10 protein-coding genes are annotated in these 15,427 nt (G+C 71.4%); 2 read left to right on the top strand and 8 right to left on the bottom strand.

What is annotated here, in order from left to right:
• Positions 1 to 117: 117 nt before the first annotated feature.
• Positions 118 to 2,577, top strand: a complete 2,460-nt coding sequence (locus tag DSC45_RS20095) for a penicillin acylase family protein (protein ID WP_119292922.1) — start codon at positions 118 to 120, stop codon at positions 2,575 to 2,577.
• Between the two features lie 100 nt (positions 2,578 to 2,677).
• Here the strand turns inward: DSC45_RS20095 and DSC45_RS20090 are convergent, their stop codons facing one another.
• The 3 genes from DSC45_RS20090 to DSC45_RS20080 all read right to left on the bottom strand — a co-directional run bounded on the left by DSC45_RS20090 (position 2,678) and on the right by DSC45_RS20080 (position 6,766).
• Positions 2,678 to 3,778, bottom strand: coding sequence for a calcium:cation antiporter (locus DSC45_RS20090; RefSeq protein WP_119292920.1), 1,101 nt, complete (start codon positions 3,776 to 3,778; stop codon positions 2,678 to 2,680).
• Between the two features lie 190 nt (positions 3,779 to 3,968).
• Positions 3,969 to 5,528 carry an acyl-CoA synthetase gene (locus DSC45_RS20085; RefSeq protein ID WP_119292918.1) on the bottom strand — a complete coding sequence of 520 codons (1,560 nt, stop codon included), beginning with the start codon at positions 5,526 to 5,528 and terminating at the stop codon, positions 3,969 to 3,971.
• Between the two features lie 134 nt (positions 5,529 to 5,662).
• A complete protein-coding gene (locus DSC45_RS20080) occupies positions 5,663 to 6,766 on the bottom strand; it encodes an NAD(P)H-dependent flavin oxidoreductase (RefSeq protein WP_119292916.1) in 1,104 nt (367 codons plus the stop codon).
• A gap of 203 nt (positions 6,767 to 6,969) precedes the next feature.
• On the opposite strand from DSC45_RS20080, the gene DSC45_RS20075 reads away from it, so the two are divergent.
• Entirely contained in the window at positions 6,970 to 8,766 is a 1,797-nt protein-coding gene (locus DSC45_RS20075) for a serine hydrolase domain-containing protein (RefSeq protein ID WP_119292914.1), read from the top strand.
• Between the two features lie 5 nt (positions 8,767 to 8,771).
• Here DSC45_RS20075 and DSC45_RS20070 read toward each other — a convergent pair whose 3' ends face one another.
• From DSC45_RS20070 to DSC45_RS20050, 5 genes are all read right to left on the bottom strand, one after another.
• Positions 8,772 to 9,866: a hypothetical protein gene (locus tag DSC45_RS20070; RefSeq protein ID WP_119292912.1), complete on the bottom strand. Its 1,095-nt coding sequence runs from the start codon at positions 9,864 to 9,866 to the stop codon at positions 8,772 to 8,774.
• A 146-nt stretch (positions 9,867 to 10,012) separates the two neighbouring features.
• Positions 10,013 to 11,575 carry a phytoene desaturase family protein gene (locus tag DSC45_RS20065; RefSeq protein WP_119292910.1) on the bottom strand — a complete coding sequence of 521 codons (1,563 nt, stop codon included), beginning with the start codon at positions 11,573 to 11,575 and terminating at the stop codon, positions 10,013 to 10,015.
• A gap of 77 nt (positions 11,576 to 11,652) precedes the next feature.
• Positions 11,653 to 13,875, bottom strand: a complete 2,223-nt coding sequence (locus DSC45_RS20060; protein ID WP_119292908.1) for a serine/threonine-protein kinase — start codon at positions 13,873 to 13,875, stop codon at positions 11,653 to 11,655.
• Positions 13,857 to 14,783, bottom strand: coding sequence for an oxygenase MpaB family protein (locus DSC45_RS20055; RefSeq protein WP_119292906.1), 927 nt, complete (start codon positions 14,781 to 14,783; stop codon positions 13,857 to 13,859). The genes DSC45_RS20060 and DSC45_RS20055 overlap by 19 nt, the downstream gene beginning before the upstream one ends.
• 240 nt (positions 14,784 to 15,023) lie before the next feature.
• Complete coding sequence (locus tag DSC45_RS20050) at positions 15,024 to 15,392, bottom strand: VOC family protein (RefSeq protein WP_119292904.1); 369 nt, start codon at positions 15,390 to 15,392, stop codon at positions 15,024 to 15,026.
• Positions 15,393 to 15,427 lie beyond the last annotated feature (35 nt).

Here is a 15,427-nt window from a genome sequence, read left to right as displayed (position 1 = left end):
AGCGGCCGCGGAGCACGCTGAGGAGGGGCGCACAGAAGGGTGCGCATGGACGCGGACAGATGACATACCGCTTGGTATGCTCAACCGCCCCTACCGACCCATGAGTTGGGAGGATCCATGCGCACCCGCACATTCGATGCCCTCCGCACGTCCGGCAGGACGAGCCGGCGGCGCAGCCTCGGGCGGCTCGCCGCAGCCGCCGTCGCACTGATCACCGTCACCGCCACCCTCGCACCGACCGCCACGGCCAAGCCGCACCCGGATCAGCAGGCCTCGAACGGCCGCCTGTCCGCGACGATCCGCTACACCGAGTACGGAATTCCGCACATTCTCGCCAAGGACTACGCAGGTCTGGGATTCGGCAACGGCTGGGCGCAGGCCGAGGATCAGGTCTGTGTGCTCGCCGACGGCTTCGTGACCGTACGCGGTGAGCGGTCACGCCACTTCGGCGCCGAGGGCAAGACGGACGGGTCGCTGTCGTCGGCGTCCGACAACCTCGCGAGCGACCTCTACTTCCGCGGGGTCCGCGACTCGAAGACGGTCGAGAAGCTTCAGAAGGTGCCGGAGCCGCGCGGGACGAGCCGCGAGGTCAAGGAGATGATGCGCGGCTGGGCGGCCGGATACAACGCCTGGCTGAAGCAGAACCCGATCACCGATCCCGCCTGCAAGGGCGCGGACTGGGTTCGCCCGGTGCGGACCATCGACGTCGCGGCGCGCGGCTACGCGGTCGCCGTCCTCGGCGGGCAGGGGCGCGGCGTCGACGGCATCACGGCCGCCCAGCCGCCCGGAGCCGCCTCCGAGGGGCGCGGCGGCCGGCAGCCGGCCGATCCGGGCGAGGCGGCACGTGAGCTGTTCTCCACGGAAGACGCCGACATGGGTTCCAACGCGGTCGCGTTCGGCGGTGAGACGACGGCGAACGGCCGCGGTCTGCTGCTCGGCAATCCGCATTATCCGTGGCAGGGCGGACGGCGCTTCTGGCAGTCGCAGCAGACGATCCCGGGCGAGCTGAACGTCGCGGGCGGTTCCCTGCTCGGCACAACCAATATCTCGATCGGCCACAACGCCCACGTCGCCTGGAGCCACACGGTGGCCACCGGCGTCACCATGAACCTGCACCAACTCAGCCTCGATCCAGCGGACCCCACCACCTATCTGGTCGACGGCGAGCCGGAGAAGATGACCGAACGCACCGTCACCGTGCCGGTCAAGGGCGGCGAGGACGTCACCCGTACCCAGTGGTGGACCCGCTACGGACCGGTCGTCAACGGCCTGGGGTCCGAGCTGCCGCTCCCTTGGACGGCGGACACGGCGTACGCCCTGAACGACCCCAATGCGACGAACATGCGGGCCTCGCAGACCGCTCTCGGCTTCAGCAAGGCCCGCAGTACCGCCGGGGTCGAGCGGGCCCTCGACGAGACGCAGGGGCTCCCGTGGGTGAACACGATCGCGGCCGACTCGCGTGGGCACAGCCTGTTCGCCCAGCACCAGGTACTCCCGAGGATCACCGACGAGCTGGCCGAGCGGTGCTCGACTCCGCTCGGCGAGGTGACCTATCCGTCGTCGGGACTCGCGGTCCTGGACGGTTCGCGTACGGACTGCGCGCTCGGCAGCGACAAGGACGCTCTGCAGCCGGGGATCTTGGGACCCGACCGGATGCCGGTACTGCGGGACGCGCCCTACGCGGAGAACTCCAACGACAGTGCCTGGCTGGCGAACGCTGACCTGCCTCTGACGGGCTATGAGCGGGTGTTCGGCGATCAGGGCACCGAGCGCACGCTGCGCACCCGGGGCGCGGCGGGGGACGTGTCCGCGCTGGCGGACCGGGGACGGCTCACCGTGCGGGATCTGCAGCACCAGCAGTTCGCCAACCGTGTGCCGGCCGGGGATCTCGCCGCGGCCGACGTGGCGCGGGCATGCGCGGAGCTGCCCGGCGGTGAGGCGAGGGGCAGTGACGGCAAGGCCGTGGACGTCCGCCCGGCCTGTGCGGTGATCGCGCAGTGGGACCGCACGATGAACACCGACAGTCGCGGCGCTCTGCTGTACGACCGCTTCTGGCGGTCGCTCGCCGCCTCGGTCCCGGAGGCCGAACGGTGGAAGGTGCCGTTCTCCGCGGACGATCCGGTCGGCACTCCGCACACCCTGAACACGTCCGCCCCGGGCTTCGCCACGTCCCTTGCGGACGCGGTGACGGAGCTCGAGGCGGCAGGTATCGACCTGGTCGCGCGCCTCGGCGACCACCAGTCGGTGCCACGCGGCGGCGAACGGGTGCCGGTCGGTGGCGGAACCGAATCGCTCGGTGTGTGGAACAAGTCCGAGCCCGTCTGGGACCCGTCGGGCGGCGGGTACACGGACGTCGAGCACGGCTCCAGTTACATCCAGGCGGTCGGCTGGGACGGCGGTCGCTGTCCGGTGGCCCGGACGCTGCTGACGTACTCGCAGTCGCAGAACCCGCGGTCCCCGCACTCGGCGGACCAGACACGGCTGTACTCCGACGAGCGCTGGGTGAAGTCCCGGTTCTGCGAGAAGGACATCCTGCGGTCGCCCGAACTGCGGGTGGCGCGGGTACGCGAGCGCTGAAGTACGGCCACGGCCCCGGTCCGCCGTTCCTGCGGACCGGGGCCGTGGGGTGCCGTTCGCCGGCCCTCCGGGCGTGCCCCGAAGACGGGTCGCCCGGGTGTCAGGGGCTGACTGCCAGGAACACGAACGATGCGAACAGCACGAGGTGAACTCCGCCCTGCAGCACCGTCGCGCGCCCGGGCACGACGGTGAGCGAACTGACCATCACGGTGAGCGCGAGCAGCACCATGTGGGTCGGGCCGAGGCCCAGTTCCAGCGGGCCGGACAGCCAGATGGAGGCGATCGCGATGGCCGGGATGGTCAGGCCGATGCTGGCGATCGCCGAGCCGTGCGCGAGGTTGAGGCTGATCTGGACCCGGTCGCGGCGGGCGGAGCGCAGCGCGGCCAGGGTCTCCGGGAGCAGCACGAGCAGGGCGATGATGACACCCACGACGGCGTGCGGGAGCCCGGCCGACTTCACTCCCGATTCGATGGTGGGCGAGACGCCCTTGGCGTTGCCGACCACCGAGATCAGCGCGATCAGCAGGAAGCCGAGGCTGATCCAGGCCTCGCGCGCGGACGGCGGGGTCGCGTGCGACTCGGCGTCGACCACTTCGCCGTCCCGGGTGACCGGCAGGAAGTAGTCACGGTGCCGCACGGTCTGCATGGCTACGAAGAGTCCGTACAGCGCCAGGGACACGACCGCGGCGAAGACGAGCTGCGGGCCGGTGAACTCCGGGCCCGGCCTGCTGGTGGTGAAGGTCGGCAGGACCAGGCTCAGCGTCGCCAGAGTGGCGACGGTGGCGAGCGCGGCGACGGTTCCCTCGGTGTTGAAGTTGGCCACGCCGTTGCGTTTGGCGCCGACCAGGAGCGCGAGGCCGACGATGCCGTTGCAGGTGATCATGACTGCGGCGAAGACGGTGTCGCGCGCGAGGGTCGCGGACTTGTCGCCGCCGTCGGCCATCAGAGTGACGATGAGCGCGACCTCGATGACGGTCACGGCCACCGCGAGGACCAGGGATCCGAACGGTTCACCGACCCGGTGGGCGACCACCTCGGCGTGATGCACCGCCGCCAGGACCGCACCGGCGAGGCACAGTGCGACGCCCACGACCACGACGCCCGACAGGTCACGGCCCCAGGTGACGGCCAGCACCGCCATGGCGATCAGCGGGACCGCCATGGTGGCGATGTTGGTGAACGCGCTCGGTTTTGCTGCCATGGGAGAACGCTCGCAGGTCAGCCGCTGCCTCGCTCGCTCAACCCGTATTTTTCTGCCTCCCGAGACTAACGTCACCTCCTGCGCCTCACCTGGCGAAGTCCGCCTCGTGCGGGATCGTCGTCACCTCGCGGGATCCACGCCGTACGGGACCGTCGTCAGCCGACGCATGGGAGTGCACGGCGGGCTCGCCTCATACGGGCCGCTCCTGGCCCTCCCAGTACGGTTCGCGCAGTCGGCGCTTGTAGAGCTTGCCGTTCGGGTCGCGCGGCATGGTCTCGACGAAGTCGACGCTCTTCGGGCACTTGTAGCCGGCGAGTCGCTCGGTGCAGTGGGCGAGTATGCGGTCGGCGAGGTCCTCCCCCGCCGGGTGGCCGGGCGCGGCCTCCACGACCGCCTTGACCTGCTCGCCCCAGTCGGCGTGCGGGATGCCGAAGGCGGCCGCGTCGGCGACGGCCGGGTGGGAGAGCAGGGCGGACTCGATCTCGGCGGGGTAGATGTTGACGCCGCCCGAGATGATCATGTCGATCTTGCGGTCGCGCAGGAAGAGGAATCCGTCCTCGTCGAGCACGCCGAGGTCACCCACGGTGAAGAATTCGCCGATGCGGTTCTTCGCGGTCTTCGCCTCGTCCTTGTGGTAGCTGAAGCCGCCGGTGGACATCTTCATGTAGACGGTGCCGAGTTCGCCGGGCGGCAGCCGGTTGCCGTCGTCGTCGAAGACGGCGAGTTCGCTGATCGGCCAGGCCTTGCCGACGGTGCCGGGCTTCTTCAGCCAGTCCTCGGCGGTGGCGAAGGCGCCGCCGCCCTCGCTGGCCGCGTAGTACTCCTCGACGCAGTTACCCCACCAGTCGATCATCGACCGCTTCACGTGTTCGGGGCACGGGGCGGCGCCGTGGATCGCGTGCCGCATGGCCGACACGTCGTAGGAGGCACGCACCTCGTCGGGCAGCGCGAGGAGGCGGTGGAACTGGGTGGGCACCATGTGCGTGTGGGTGCACCGGTGGGTGGCCATGAGCCGGAGCATGTCCTCCGGCTGCCAGCGGTCCATCAGCACGATGCGGTGGCCGATGTGCAGTGCGGCTCCCGCGAACTGGAGTACCGCTGTGTGGTAGAGCGGCGAGCACACGAGATGGACGTTGTCGTCGAAGGGGCGGATGCCGAAGATGCCGAGGAATCCGCCGAGATGGCTCTCCTCCGGGGGCTTCCCGGAGAGCGGTCGGCGGATTCCTCGGGGGCGTCCTGTGGTGCCGGAGGTGTAGTTCATGACCCAGCCGAGCGTGCGGCCGTCCGGCGCCGACTCCGGTTGCCCGTCGAGCAGTTCGGCGTACGGGCGGAACCCGTCCACGGTGCTGCCGCTGCCGACGGCGAACCGGCCCTCGGACGCCAGACCCGCCTCGTCGGCGGCCGCCCTTGCCGCGTCGGCGAATCGCTCGTGCGTGATCAGCACCTTGGCGCCCGAGTCGGCGACGATCCAGGCGATCTCGGGGCCCACCAGATGGTGGTTCACGGGAACCAGGTACAGGCCTGCCTGGGTGGCGGCCAGGTAGGCGGTGAAGAACTCCACGCCGTTCGGCAGGACCACCGCGAAGGCGTCGCCCCGGCGCAGTCCGGCCGCGTGCAGTCCGTGCACGAGGCGGTTGGTGGCCGCGTGCAGCCGTCCTGCCGTCCAGCTTTCGCCGTCGGGTGCGACCAGGACGTCGCGGTCCGGGTCCGCGGTGGCCTGCGCCCAGAATCCGTTGGGTGCTTGGGACATGTGTGCGCTCCTTGTACGGCGTCGCGTCCGCGGCCGGGGGCCGCGCCGTCCGGGTGTCACCCGCCCGGTCCTGATCCGGCGGGCTGATGGGAGTTGACGGGCCGGCCTGTCGGATCGGCCCGCGGCGCAGCGGCTCAGGCCCGTCCCGCGATGCGGCGGAGGCGGTCGACGGCCCGTTCGAAGCCTGCGGTGAGGTCGTCGACCACCTGCTGCACGCTGCGTTCGCTGTTCATCCGGCCGACGATCTGGCCGACCGGTGTGCCGAGCAGCGGATCGATCTCGTACTTCTGGATACGGGACACGGCCTCCGCGACCAACAGGCCCTGCAGGGGCATCGGCAGGGTTCCGGGTCCGGCCGGATCGTCCCAGGCGTCGGTCCATTCGGTGCGCAGCTGGCGGGCGGGTTTGCCGGTGAGTGCGCGAGAGCGCACGGTGTCGCCCGAGCCTGCGGCGAGCAGCTTCTCGGTGAGCGCCCTCGAGTGCAGGTCGGCCTCGGTGGTGGTCAGCCAGATGGACCCGGTCCACACCCCCTGGGCACCGAGGGCCAGGGCGGCTGCCACCTGCTCGCCGCTGCCGATTCCGCCGGCGGCGAGCACCGGCAGCGGAGCGACCGCCTCCACGGCGTCGGGGGTCAGCACCATGGAGGCGATCTCTCCGGTGTGGCCGCCCGCCTCGTAGCCCTGGGCCACCACGATGTCGATTCCCGCGTCCGCGTGCTTGCGTGCGTGCCGGGCACTGCCGGCCAGGGCGGCGACCAGGACGTCGTGCTCGTGCGCGCGGGCTACGACGTCGGCGGGCGGTGAACCCAGCGCGTTGGCAAGGAGCTTGATCGGGTAGTCGAAGGCGACGTCGAGCTGATTGCGGGCGACCTCCTCCATCCAGCCGGTGATGCGCCAGCCGGACGCCTCGCCCGCGTCGAGTTCCGGCACGCCGTGCTTGGCGAGCGTCCCCGCGACGAACTGCCGGTGGCTGTCGGGGATCATCGCCTCGACGTCCGCCTCCGTGACGCCTTCCACTTTCTTGGCGGGCATCACGACGTCCAGTCCGTACGGCTTGCCGTCGGTGTGCCGTTCCATCCAGTCGAGGTCGCGCTGCAGCTCGTCGGGCGCTGTGTAGCGGACCGCACCGAGCACGCCGAGGCCACCGGCCCGGGTGATCGCCGCGGCGACGGCGGGGAACGGCGTGAAGCCGAAGAGCGCGTGCTCGATTCCCAGTTTTCTGCTCAGCTCCGTCTGCATGGGCGCAGGATGCCGCAGTCCCCCGGACGAGGGAAGAGATTCTCTGATGGATCGTCAGATTCTTTACCCGGCCCGCGTGTTCGCGTATCGGCGACCCACAGGGTTGACAGGGCACCAGCTCGGCAAGAAAGTTTCATCTGCTCGGCCACACCGCGAAAGATACTTTCAGCAGCGCTGCACGCGAGGTACGGGGAGGGCTCGTCATGACCGAGGCTACGGCGGACGCGGACGGCAGAGGACTCAGCCGCCGCCAACTGGGTTCAGGTGTCCTCGCCCTCGGAGGCGCCGTGGCACTCGTACCGTTTCCCGCGGGGCCCGCAGCGGCCGCGGGATCCGACTCTCCGGGCCACCCCACCCTGCGCCGCGGCTCCCCCGAGCGTGCCGGTCTGCTGCCGGGCCAGCTGCGCCAACTCGTGGTGGATGCGGAGCGGTTCCTCGCCCCCTCCCCCGAGCACCCCTGGTACGCGGGCGCCGTACTCCTCGCCGGACGCGGCGGCACGGTCGCCCTGCACCGGCCGATCGGCAAGGCGGTGCGCTACTCCGCGTACGACGAAACCACCGACACCGGCGTGGAGTTGCCGGCCGGCGAGCAGATCGACACCACCGAGGACACGGTGTACGACCTGGCGTCCGTGTCCAAGCTCTTCACTTCGATCCTCGCCGTCCAGCAGATCGAGCGCGGCGCGCTGGACCTCGAGGCCGCGGTCGCCGCGTATCTGCCGGACTTCGGCGGAGCCGGAAAGCAGGACGTGACCGTACGTCAACTCCTCACCCACACGTCGGGGTTCAGGGAATGGAAGGCGTTGTACCAGGAGCCCACGCAGGAGGGCAGGCTCCAGCTCATCTGGGACGAGGCACCGGTCAACCCGCCGGGCAGTACGTATCTCTACTCCGACCTCAACCTGATCTCGCTGCAGTTGGTCCTCGAGAAGATCACCGGTCAACGGCTCGACACCCAGCTGCGCGAGGAGATCACCGCGCCGCTCGGCATGCGGCGCACCCGGTTCAACCCTCCGGCCTCCTGGAAACCGGGGATCGCGGCAACGGAAGACTGCCGGCAGCCCTGGTCGGGCCTGGAGCGCGGGCTCGTCTGGGGCGAGGTGCACGACGAGAACGCCTACGCGTTCGGCGGCGTGGCGGGCCACGCCGGCGTCTTCTCCTGCGCCTGGGACCTCGCGGTACTCGGCCGGACGCTCCTCAACGGCGGATCGTACGGCCGTGCCCGGATCCTGAGCGCGCAGTCGGTGGAGCTGATGTTCACCGACTTCAACACGGACTTCCCCGGCGACGCGCACGGTCTCGGCTTCGAGCTCTACCAGCACTGGTACATGGGTGCGATGGCCACACCGCGTACGGCGGGACACACCGGCTTCACCGGCACCTGCCTGGTGCTCGATCCGACCACCGACTCGTTCCTCGTCGTACTCGGCAACTCCGTTCACCCGGTGCGCAGTTGGCGTTCCGGGTCGGCCCCCAGAGTGGCCGCGGCGAACAATCTGGCGCGGGCGGTGCCGGTGCGACCGACGCACGGGCACACAGCCTGGTACTCCGGGATGGCCGGCACCACGGACGCCACACTCACCCTGCCGGCCGTCCTGCCGGTCACCGAACGGGCCCGGCTGACCTGCCAGTTGTGGTGGGACACCGAACCGGAGTCCGACGCGCTGCACCTGGAGGCGTCCGCCGACGAGGGCAGCACCTGGCAGGCCGTCGCCTTCCGTACGGTCCGCCCCTCTCGCCCCGCGCAGGAACACCCGGACGGCACGGCGAGCGGCTGGTCGGGCCGCGAGTGGCACCGGGTCACCGCCCGCCTGGCCGCCTTCCGGGGCCGCGAGGTCCGGCTGCGCTGGCGCTACCGCACGGACGAGCTCTACGTCGGCCGGGGCGCGTACGTGGACGGTCTGCGGGTGAAGGACGGCTCCCGCACGCTCTTCGACGAGTCACGGCCCGGGGACGGGCGCCGGATCAGCGCCTCGGGTTGGGTCGCCTCGCGCAACTGACGCCGTCAGTACTGCTGTTGGCCCTGGCCTGGGCCGTAGCCCTGGTCGTAGCCCTGGTCGTAGCCCTGGTCGTAGCCCTGACCATGTGCCTGGTCCTGACCGGGTACAGGCGGCTGACCGTACGGCTGCTGCTGCCCGGGGACCTGCTGCGCGTACGGGGCCTGCTGACCGCCATAGGGCTGCTGCTGCGGTGCCGGCTGCTGGCCGTAAGGCTGCTGAGGCGGCGGAGCTGGCTGGCCGTAAGGCTGCTGCGGCGGAGCAGCGTAGGGCTGAGCCGGCTGACCGTACGGAGCACCGGGCTGCGGCTGCTGCCCGTAAGGCTGGTGCTGCCCGTAGGACTGCTGGGGCGCGGGGGCCTGCGGAGCGTGGGGCGGAGCCTGCTGCGGGTAGCCGTAGCCCGCGTCGGGCTGAGGGTAGGCGTAGGCCGGCCCGCCCTGCGGGGCCCCTCCGTACGCGGGGCCGGCAGGCTGCGGCGGCACCCCGCCGAACGGATTGCCGTGGCCGGGCAGCGAACCGCCCGGCGGCACGTACCGCACCCGGCCGGTCTCGTCGGTGACCGGCGCATACCCGGCGGCACCCAACCGGGCGGCGAACTTGGCATTGCGCTTGCGGGTCCAGAAGAACCCGGCGCCGAGCAGGGCGAGCAGACCGAGCCAGGAGGCCGCGATGACCGTGACATAGGTACCGGAGGAGCCCACCGCACCGATCGCGGCGCCCACCGTGATGCCGAGCCCACCCATCAGCATGCGCTTCTCGGCGCCCTTGCCGGTCAGGTCGAAGTTGATCCGCGCCTTGAGCAGGTCGATGGCCGCCTGATCCTCGGGAGGCCGAGGGCCGCCGTTGCCCGCCTGCGGATACTGCGCCCAGGACTGCGCCGCACGCTGCTGCCCCTGGGGGGTGACATCGGGCACCAGGAGGAGCTTCAGACCGTTGTTCTGCGGGCCGCCGTCCTGCTGTACGTCCGCGTACTGGTAGCCGTAGTTCTCGGCCAGGAAGGCGAGGCCCGCGAGCTTCTTGACCGAGGCCATGGGGCTGGCGACCACCACGGGCTCGCCGCTCGCCATCAGCTCGAACATCTGACGTACCTGCCGGTCACTCATGACCGCCCCTCCCGTAGGCCGACCGTGTCCCTGCTGACACCCGAGCCGGTACTGACGCGTCCGTCAGCGCGGGCCACCCTTTCACATCCGCCTGTGCGGCCTCCCGCCGTCCGCCCGGCCGGTCCCCCTTCGAGGCCCGGGCGCAGCTATCTGCCGAGCACCGCCATGGCCGCGTTGTGCCCGGGAATCCCGCTCACGCCGCCCCCGCGCACCGCTCCCGCCCCACACAGCACCACATTGGCGTGCGCGGTCTCCACGCCCCAACGGCCGGTGCTCTCCTGGGCGTACGGGAAGGCCAGGTCACCGTGGAAGATGTTGCCGCCGGGCAGCCGCAGATCGCGTTCCAGGTCCAGCGGCGTGCGCGCCTCGATGCAGGGTCTGCCCTGCGCGTCGGTGGCCAGACAGTCCGCGAGCGGTTCGTCGAGGTGGGACTCCAGCTGCGCGAGGGTGGCGGCGAGCAGGGTGTCGCGCACCTGGTCGTGCCCCTCGTGCGGGAACAGCCGGGCCGGCGTGTGCAGGCCGAAGAGGGTGAGGGTGTGCCAGCCGTCCTGCGCTGGTTCCGGGCCGAGGATGGACGGGTCGGTGAGCGAGTGGCAGTAGATCTCGCTGGGCGGGGCGGCGGGGAGTTCACCGCGGGCTGCCTGGTCGTGGGCAGCGGCCAACTCGGCGTATCCCTCGGCGACATGGAAGGTGCCGGCGAAGGCCTCCCGCGGGTCGGTCGCGCGGTCGCGGAGCCTCGGGAGGCGCCGCAGCACCATGTTCACCTTCAGCTGGGCGCCTTCGGCGGGCGGGCGGGGTGGATCGTCGCCCAGCAGCCGGGCCAGTTCGCGGGGTGAGGCGTTCACCAGGACGTGGCGTGCCTCGACGGTGCCTTCGGAGTCCTCGGTCCGGTAGGTGATTTCCGCGCGCCGCCCGTCGGTCTCGACACGGACCGCCTCGTGCCCGGTCGCCAGTACCGCACCCGCGTCCCGGGCCGCCCCGGCGAGCGCGTCGGTGAGCGCGCCCATACCTCCGACCGGGACGTCCCAGTCGCCCGAGCCGCCGCCGATCACGTGGTAGAGGAAGCAGCGGTTCTGCCGCAGCGAGGGGTCGTCCGCGCCGGCGAAGGTGCCGATCAGCCCGTCGGTCAGGACCACCCCGCGGACCAGGTCGTCGTCGAAGTACCGTTCGACGACCTGCCCGAGCGGCTCCTCGAACAGGGACCTCCACGCCTCCTCGTCCTCGACTGCGGTCCGCAGTTCCTGCCGGGTCGGCAGGGGTTTTGTGAGTGTCGGGAAGACGCGCCGTGCGACCTGTCCGGTCATGCCGTAGAACCGCTGCCAGGCCTCGAACTCGCGGTCCGAGCCGGTCAGTCGGCGAAACGCCTCCCGGTTGCGCCGCTCCCCCTTGGTCACCAGGAGCCCGGTGGCCCGCCCGTCCCGCACGGCCGGGGTGTACGAGGACACGTCGCGGCCGCGCACCGCGAAGGTCAGCCCGAGGTCCCGAACGATCTTCTTGGGCAGCAGGCTGACCAGGTACGAGTAGCGCGACAGCCGCGCGTCCACCCCGTCGAAGGCGTACGAGGAGACTGCCGCACCGCCCGTGTGGCCGAGGCGTTCCAGGACGAGTACGGAGCGGCCCTCACGGGCCAGATAGGCGGCGGCGACCAGTCCGTTGTGCCCCCCGCCGACGATGACGGCGTCGTAGGAGGCGTGTGCGGGTGCAGGCATGGCTCTTGGTAACACGTCCCGCGCCGCGCGGCCATGAGTGCGCGGCCACCCCGCGATGCGTCCGCGCCCTCGGGGCGCTACGTCCCGCCACCGCGCTGCTGCCGCAGGGCGGCGACGCGTCGGTACAGGTCGACGGCCTCGGCGCTGCGGCCGAGCTGTTCCAGGCAGTGCGCCTCGTCGTTGCGGCTGGCCAGGGCGTCGGGGTGCTCGGGGCCGAGTACGCGGTCGCGCGCGACGGCGACCTGCCGGTATGCGGCGAGGGCGTCGGACCAGCGTCCGAGCCAGCCGAGGCCGACGGCCACTTCGCGGCGGCTGACCAGGGTTTCCGGGTGCTCGGGGCCGAGCACCCGGCCGCGGATCGCCGCGACGTTGCGTGCCTCGTCCAGGGCCTCTTCCCATCGGCCGAGCCGGCCCAGATTCACTCCGAGGCCGTGGCGGGCGCGGAGTGTCTCGGGGGCGTCGGGGCCGTGCACCCGTGTCCGGTCCTCCACGAGCTCCCGGTAGAGGGCCAGCGCCTCGGCGCTGCGGCCGAGACGGCCGAGGCTGATCCCGACCTCGTAGCGGGCGGCGAGGCTGTCCGGGTGGTCGCGCCCGAGGGACCGCACGCGGGCATCGGCTACCTCCCGGTAGGTCTGCAGTGCCTCGTTCCACCGGCCCAGCTGGCCGCGCGCGTACGCCACCTCGTAGCGGGTGACGAGGGTGTCGGGGTGGGTCTCGCCGAGGACCCGGGCGCGGGCGGCGGCGACATCGACCGCCATCCGGTGCGAGTCCTCGAGGCGGCCGAGGCGGCTGAGGTTGAACGCCAGGTTGTGCCGGCAGCGCAGGGTGTCGGGATGGTCGGCGCCCATCGCGCGCTCCCGCGAGGCGAGCACGTCGGTGTACATCTGGTGCGCCTCGAAGTGGCGGCCGAGCTGGCCGAGCACGTACGCCATCTCCTGTCGTGCGGCGAGGGTGTCGGCGTGCTCCGCACCGAGTGCGCGCTCGCGGCCCTCGGCGACCTTCGTGTATTCGCGCAGCGCGTCCGCTGCGCGGCCGGTGCGGCTGAGCGTGAAGCCGACCTCGTAGCGGCTGGCGAGGGTGTCCGGGTGGTCGGGGCCGAGTACGTGCTCCCGTTCGGCGGCGACGGCACGGTGCACTTCACCGGCTTCCTCCCAGCGGCCGAGCCGGCCCAGGCTGAGTCCGGCGCTGTGCCGGCTGGTGAGCACGGCGAGCAACTCGGGTGCCGGGGTGGGCCGTCGGGGCTCGGAGAGCACGGCGCCCGGACGGCCCGGGGCCCGCGGAATCCACTCGCCGGTCAGCCCCGCCGAGGTGTCGGGAGGGGGTGCGTGTGCGGCGGACGCCGCGCCCGCCTTACGGCCGGTGGTCATGCCGCGGGTCCAGGAGGGCAACCGCGGATCACCGGCGGCGGACGGTGCGGGCGCGGTGCCCACGGGCGCGTGAGGGGCGACGCCCGAGCGGGCGCGCGCCACCCGGTGAGCGAGTTCGCGGGCGTCGCCGGGGCGGCCGTCAGGAGACTTGGCGAGCAGGTCGAGGACGATCTGCTCCATGAACTCGGGGAGTTCGGGCCGGTGCGTTCGGGGCGGCTCCGGCGCCGTGTCGCGGTGACCCACGAGTACGGACCAGGCGTCCTCCAGGTCGAACGGCGGCACCCCGGTCGCGATCTCGTACAGCACACAGCCGAGCGAGTACAGGTCGCTGCGGTGGTCGACCTGGCTGCCGCCGATCTGCTCGGGCGACATGTAGTGCGGGGTTCCCATGGCGATGCCGGTGCCGGTGAGCTTGGAGGTGAGGCCGATGTCGTGGCCGAGCCGGGCGATGCCGAAGTCGCAGATCTTCACCGTGCCGTCGGTGAGCCGCATGATGTTGGCCGGCTTCAAGTCACGGTGCACAATGCCCTGTTCATGGGTGTATGCGAGGGCGTAGGCGACCTGTTCAGTGATGTCCACTATGCGGTCGACGGACAGGGGATGCTGCTTGTTGTCCTCCAGGAGCTGGCTGAGATTGCGGCCTTCGAGCAGCTCCATCACCAGGTAGAGCAGGCCCTCGTGCTCCCCGAAGTCGTGGACGACGGTGATTCCGCGGTGCTGCAGGGCCGCGGCGACCCGGGCCTCGCGGCGGAACCTCTCGCGCAGCACCTTGGTGAACGAGGCTTCCTGTTCCGGACCGAGCGGCTTGAGGCACTTCACGGCCACCTGGCGGCCGAGCGATTCGTCGCGCGCCCGCCACACCTCACCCATGCCACCGCGCCCGATCAGGTCGAGCAGCCGGTACCGGCCCTGGATCAGCCTGGTGTCCGCCATCTCGTGCTGTCGCCCCCGTCGCGTAGCTGCGCCCTCCCCGGCCCGTCCAGTATGGCCGCAGGGTCCTGGAGTTTGTACGGGGCCGGGCGGCTGCCCGGCCCGAGTCGTGCCATGGCGCGCAGAATGTGCTTCGGCGGCAACTGCCAGCGCACTCTGTCGGGCACGGTCCGCAGGATGTTACCGGCCGCCCTGAGCCTCCGGTCGACCCTCCCCACGGGCGGCGCCGCACGCCCGTACAGGTCATGGGCGTAAGGCGGCAGGGCGTCGTAGGCGAGGTGGGCGACCTGGCGCCAGAGCAGTTCGCGGGCCGGCACCAGAAGCGGTTTCACGGGCGGCCTGCACAGGAAGTCGTCCACGTCGCGGGCCTCGGGCCCCGCGGCGAGTTCGGGCCGCACCGACCGGAAGTACGCGGCGAGTTGGTTCCGGTTCGCGGGCACGGCGCAGGGGTCCAGACCGACCAGGCGGGCGCTCTCGCGATGTTCGTCGATGTACTGGTCGGCGTGCGCGTCCGTCATGCGCAGACCCGATCTGCGGACCACCTCGAGATAGGAGTCGATCTCGGCGCAGTGCACCCACAGAAGCAGTTCCGGTTCGTCGACTCCGTACGTCTCGCCGGAGTCGGGGTCGGTTGCGGTGAGGAAACCGTGAATCTTCCGTACCCGGGCACCGGCCCGTTCCGCGGCCTCGGTCGTTCCGTAACTGGTGGTGCCGACGAAACCCGCGGTGCGCATGAGCCGGCCCCAGGCGTCCTTGCGGAAGTCGGAGTTCTGCATGACTCCGCGCACCGCGCGCGGGTGGAGCGCCTGCAGATACAGCGCACGTACGCCCGCGACCCACATCATCGGGTCGCTGTGCACCTGCCAGGTCACCGACCTGGGTCCGAAGAGCCCGGGATCCGCCTCACCCATGAGCCAACCTCCTGTTGGCAGCGTACGCAGCCACCGGCGGCACGTCTGCACCGCACGGAGGCGGCACTCTCCTGCCACGCGGCCGCCGCCACCGTTCCCACGGCTGCGCCCGCGCCGCGTGGGCAGAGCGACAGTCGTCAACCGGTTCGCACCGCGGCGAGCGGCACGGCGACAGGGCGACAGGGCGACAGGGCGACAGGAAGCAAACGGGCTGGAACTGCGACCGGGCCGGCCGCCGAGTCAGGCCGAGCGGAGGCAGAAGGGATGTCCGGCCGGGCTGGCGTAGACCCGGGATCCCTGCTGACCGGCAAGGGTGACGTCGTCCGCCGGCAGCAGCCGTCGGCCGCCGGCATCCCGTACCCGCTCGTCCGCGGCCGCCGGATCACTCGTGGCGAGATCGAAGTGCATCTGCTGCGGAGCGCCGTCGGGCCACTGCGGCGCGACGTGCCCGGGGGCGTGCTGGATCACGATCGCGGGCAGGCCGTCGGCCTGCACGAAGTGGTGTGTCGCCGTCTTCGCGGTCGAGCCGCCGACCAGCCGGCTCCAGAACGCGCTCTCGCTCTCCAGATCCGCGGCGTCCAGGATCAGGGACAGGAGGTTGAACCGCATGGTGATGCTCCGCTTCGGGTGGGTGGGGCGGTGGA

Origin of the sequence: Streptomyces sp. YIM 130001 (assembly GCF_003574445.1) — a bacterium.
Lineage (GTDB): Bacteria > Actinomycetota > Actinomycetes > Streptomycetales > Streptomycetaceae > Streptomyces.
Note: the sequence above shows the minus strand (reverse complement) of the source record. Positions and strands in the feature narration are given on the sequence as shown.

What these genes read in the sequence shown, in the direction of transcription:
- DSC45_RS20055 (WP_119292906.1), bottom strand. Translation starts at nt 14,783, where the DNA reads ATGGGTGAGGCGGATCCCGGGCTCTTCGGACCCAGGTCGGTGACCTGG.
- DSC45_RS20090 (WP_119292920.1), bottom strand. Translation starts at nt 3,778, where the DNA reads ATGGCAGCAAAACCGAGCGCGTTCACCAACATCGCCACCATGGCGGTC.
- DSC45_RS20060 (WP_119292908.1), bottom strand. Translation starts at nt 13,875, where the DNA reads ATGGCGGACACCAGGCTGATCCAGGGCCGGTACCGGCTGCTCGACCTG.
- DSC45_RS20080 (WP_119292916.1), bottom strand. Translation starts at nt 6,766, where the DNA reads ATGCAGACGGAGCTGAGCAGAAAACTGGGAATCGAGCACGCGCTCTTC.
- DSC45_RS20070 (WP_119292912.1), bottom strand. Translation starts at nt 9,866, where the DNA reads ATGAGTGACCGGCAGGTACGTCAGATGTTCGAGCTGATGGCGAGCGGC.
- DSC45_RS20075 (WP_119292914.1), top strand. Translation starts at nt 6,970, where the DNA reads ATGACCGAGGCTACGGCGGACGCGGACGGCAGAGGACTCAGCCGCCGC.
- DSC45_RS20050 (WP_119292904.1), bottom strand. Translation starts at nt 15,392, where the DNA reads ATGCGGTTCAACCTCCTGTCCCTGATCCTGGACGCCGCGGATCTGGAG.
- DSC45_RS20065 (WP_119292910.1), bottom strand. Translation starts at nt 11,575, where the DNA reads ATGCCTGCACCCGCACACGCCTCCTACGACGCCGTCATCGTCGGCGGG.
- DSC45_RS20085 (WP_119292918.1), bottom strand. Translation starts at nt 5,528, where the DNA reads ATGTCCCAAGCACCCAACGGATTCTGGGCGCAGGCCACCGCGGACCCG.
- DSC45_RS20095 (WP_119292922.1), top strand. Translation starts at nt 118, where the DNA reads ATGCGCACCCGCACATTCGATGCCCTCCGCACGTCCGGCAGGACGAGC.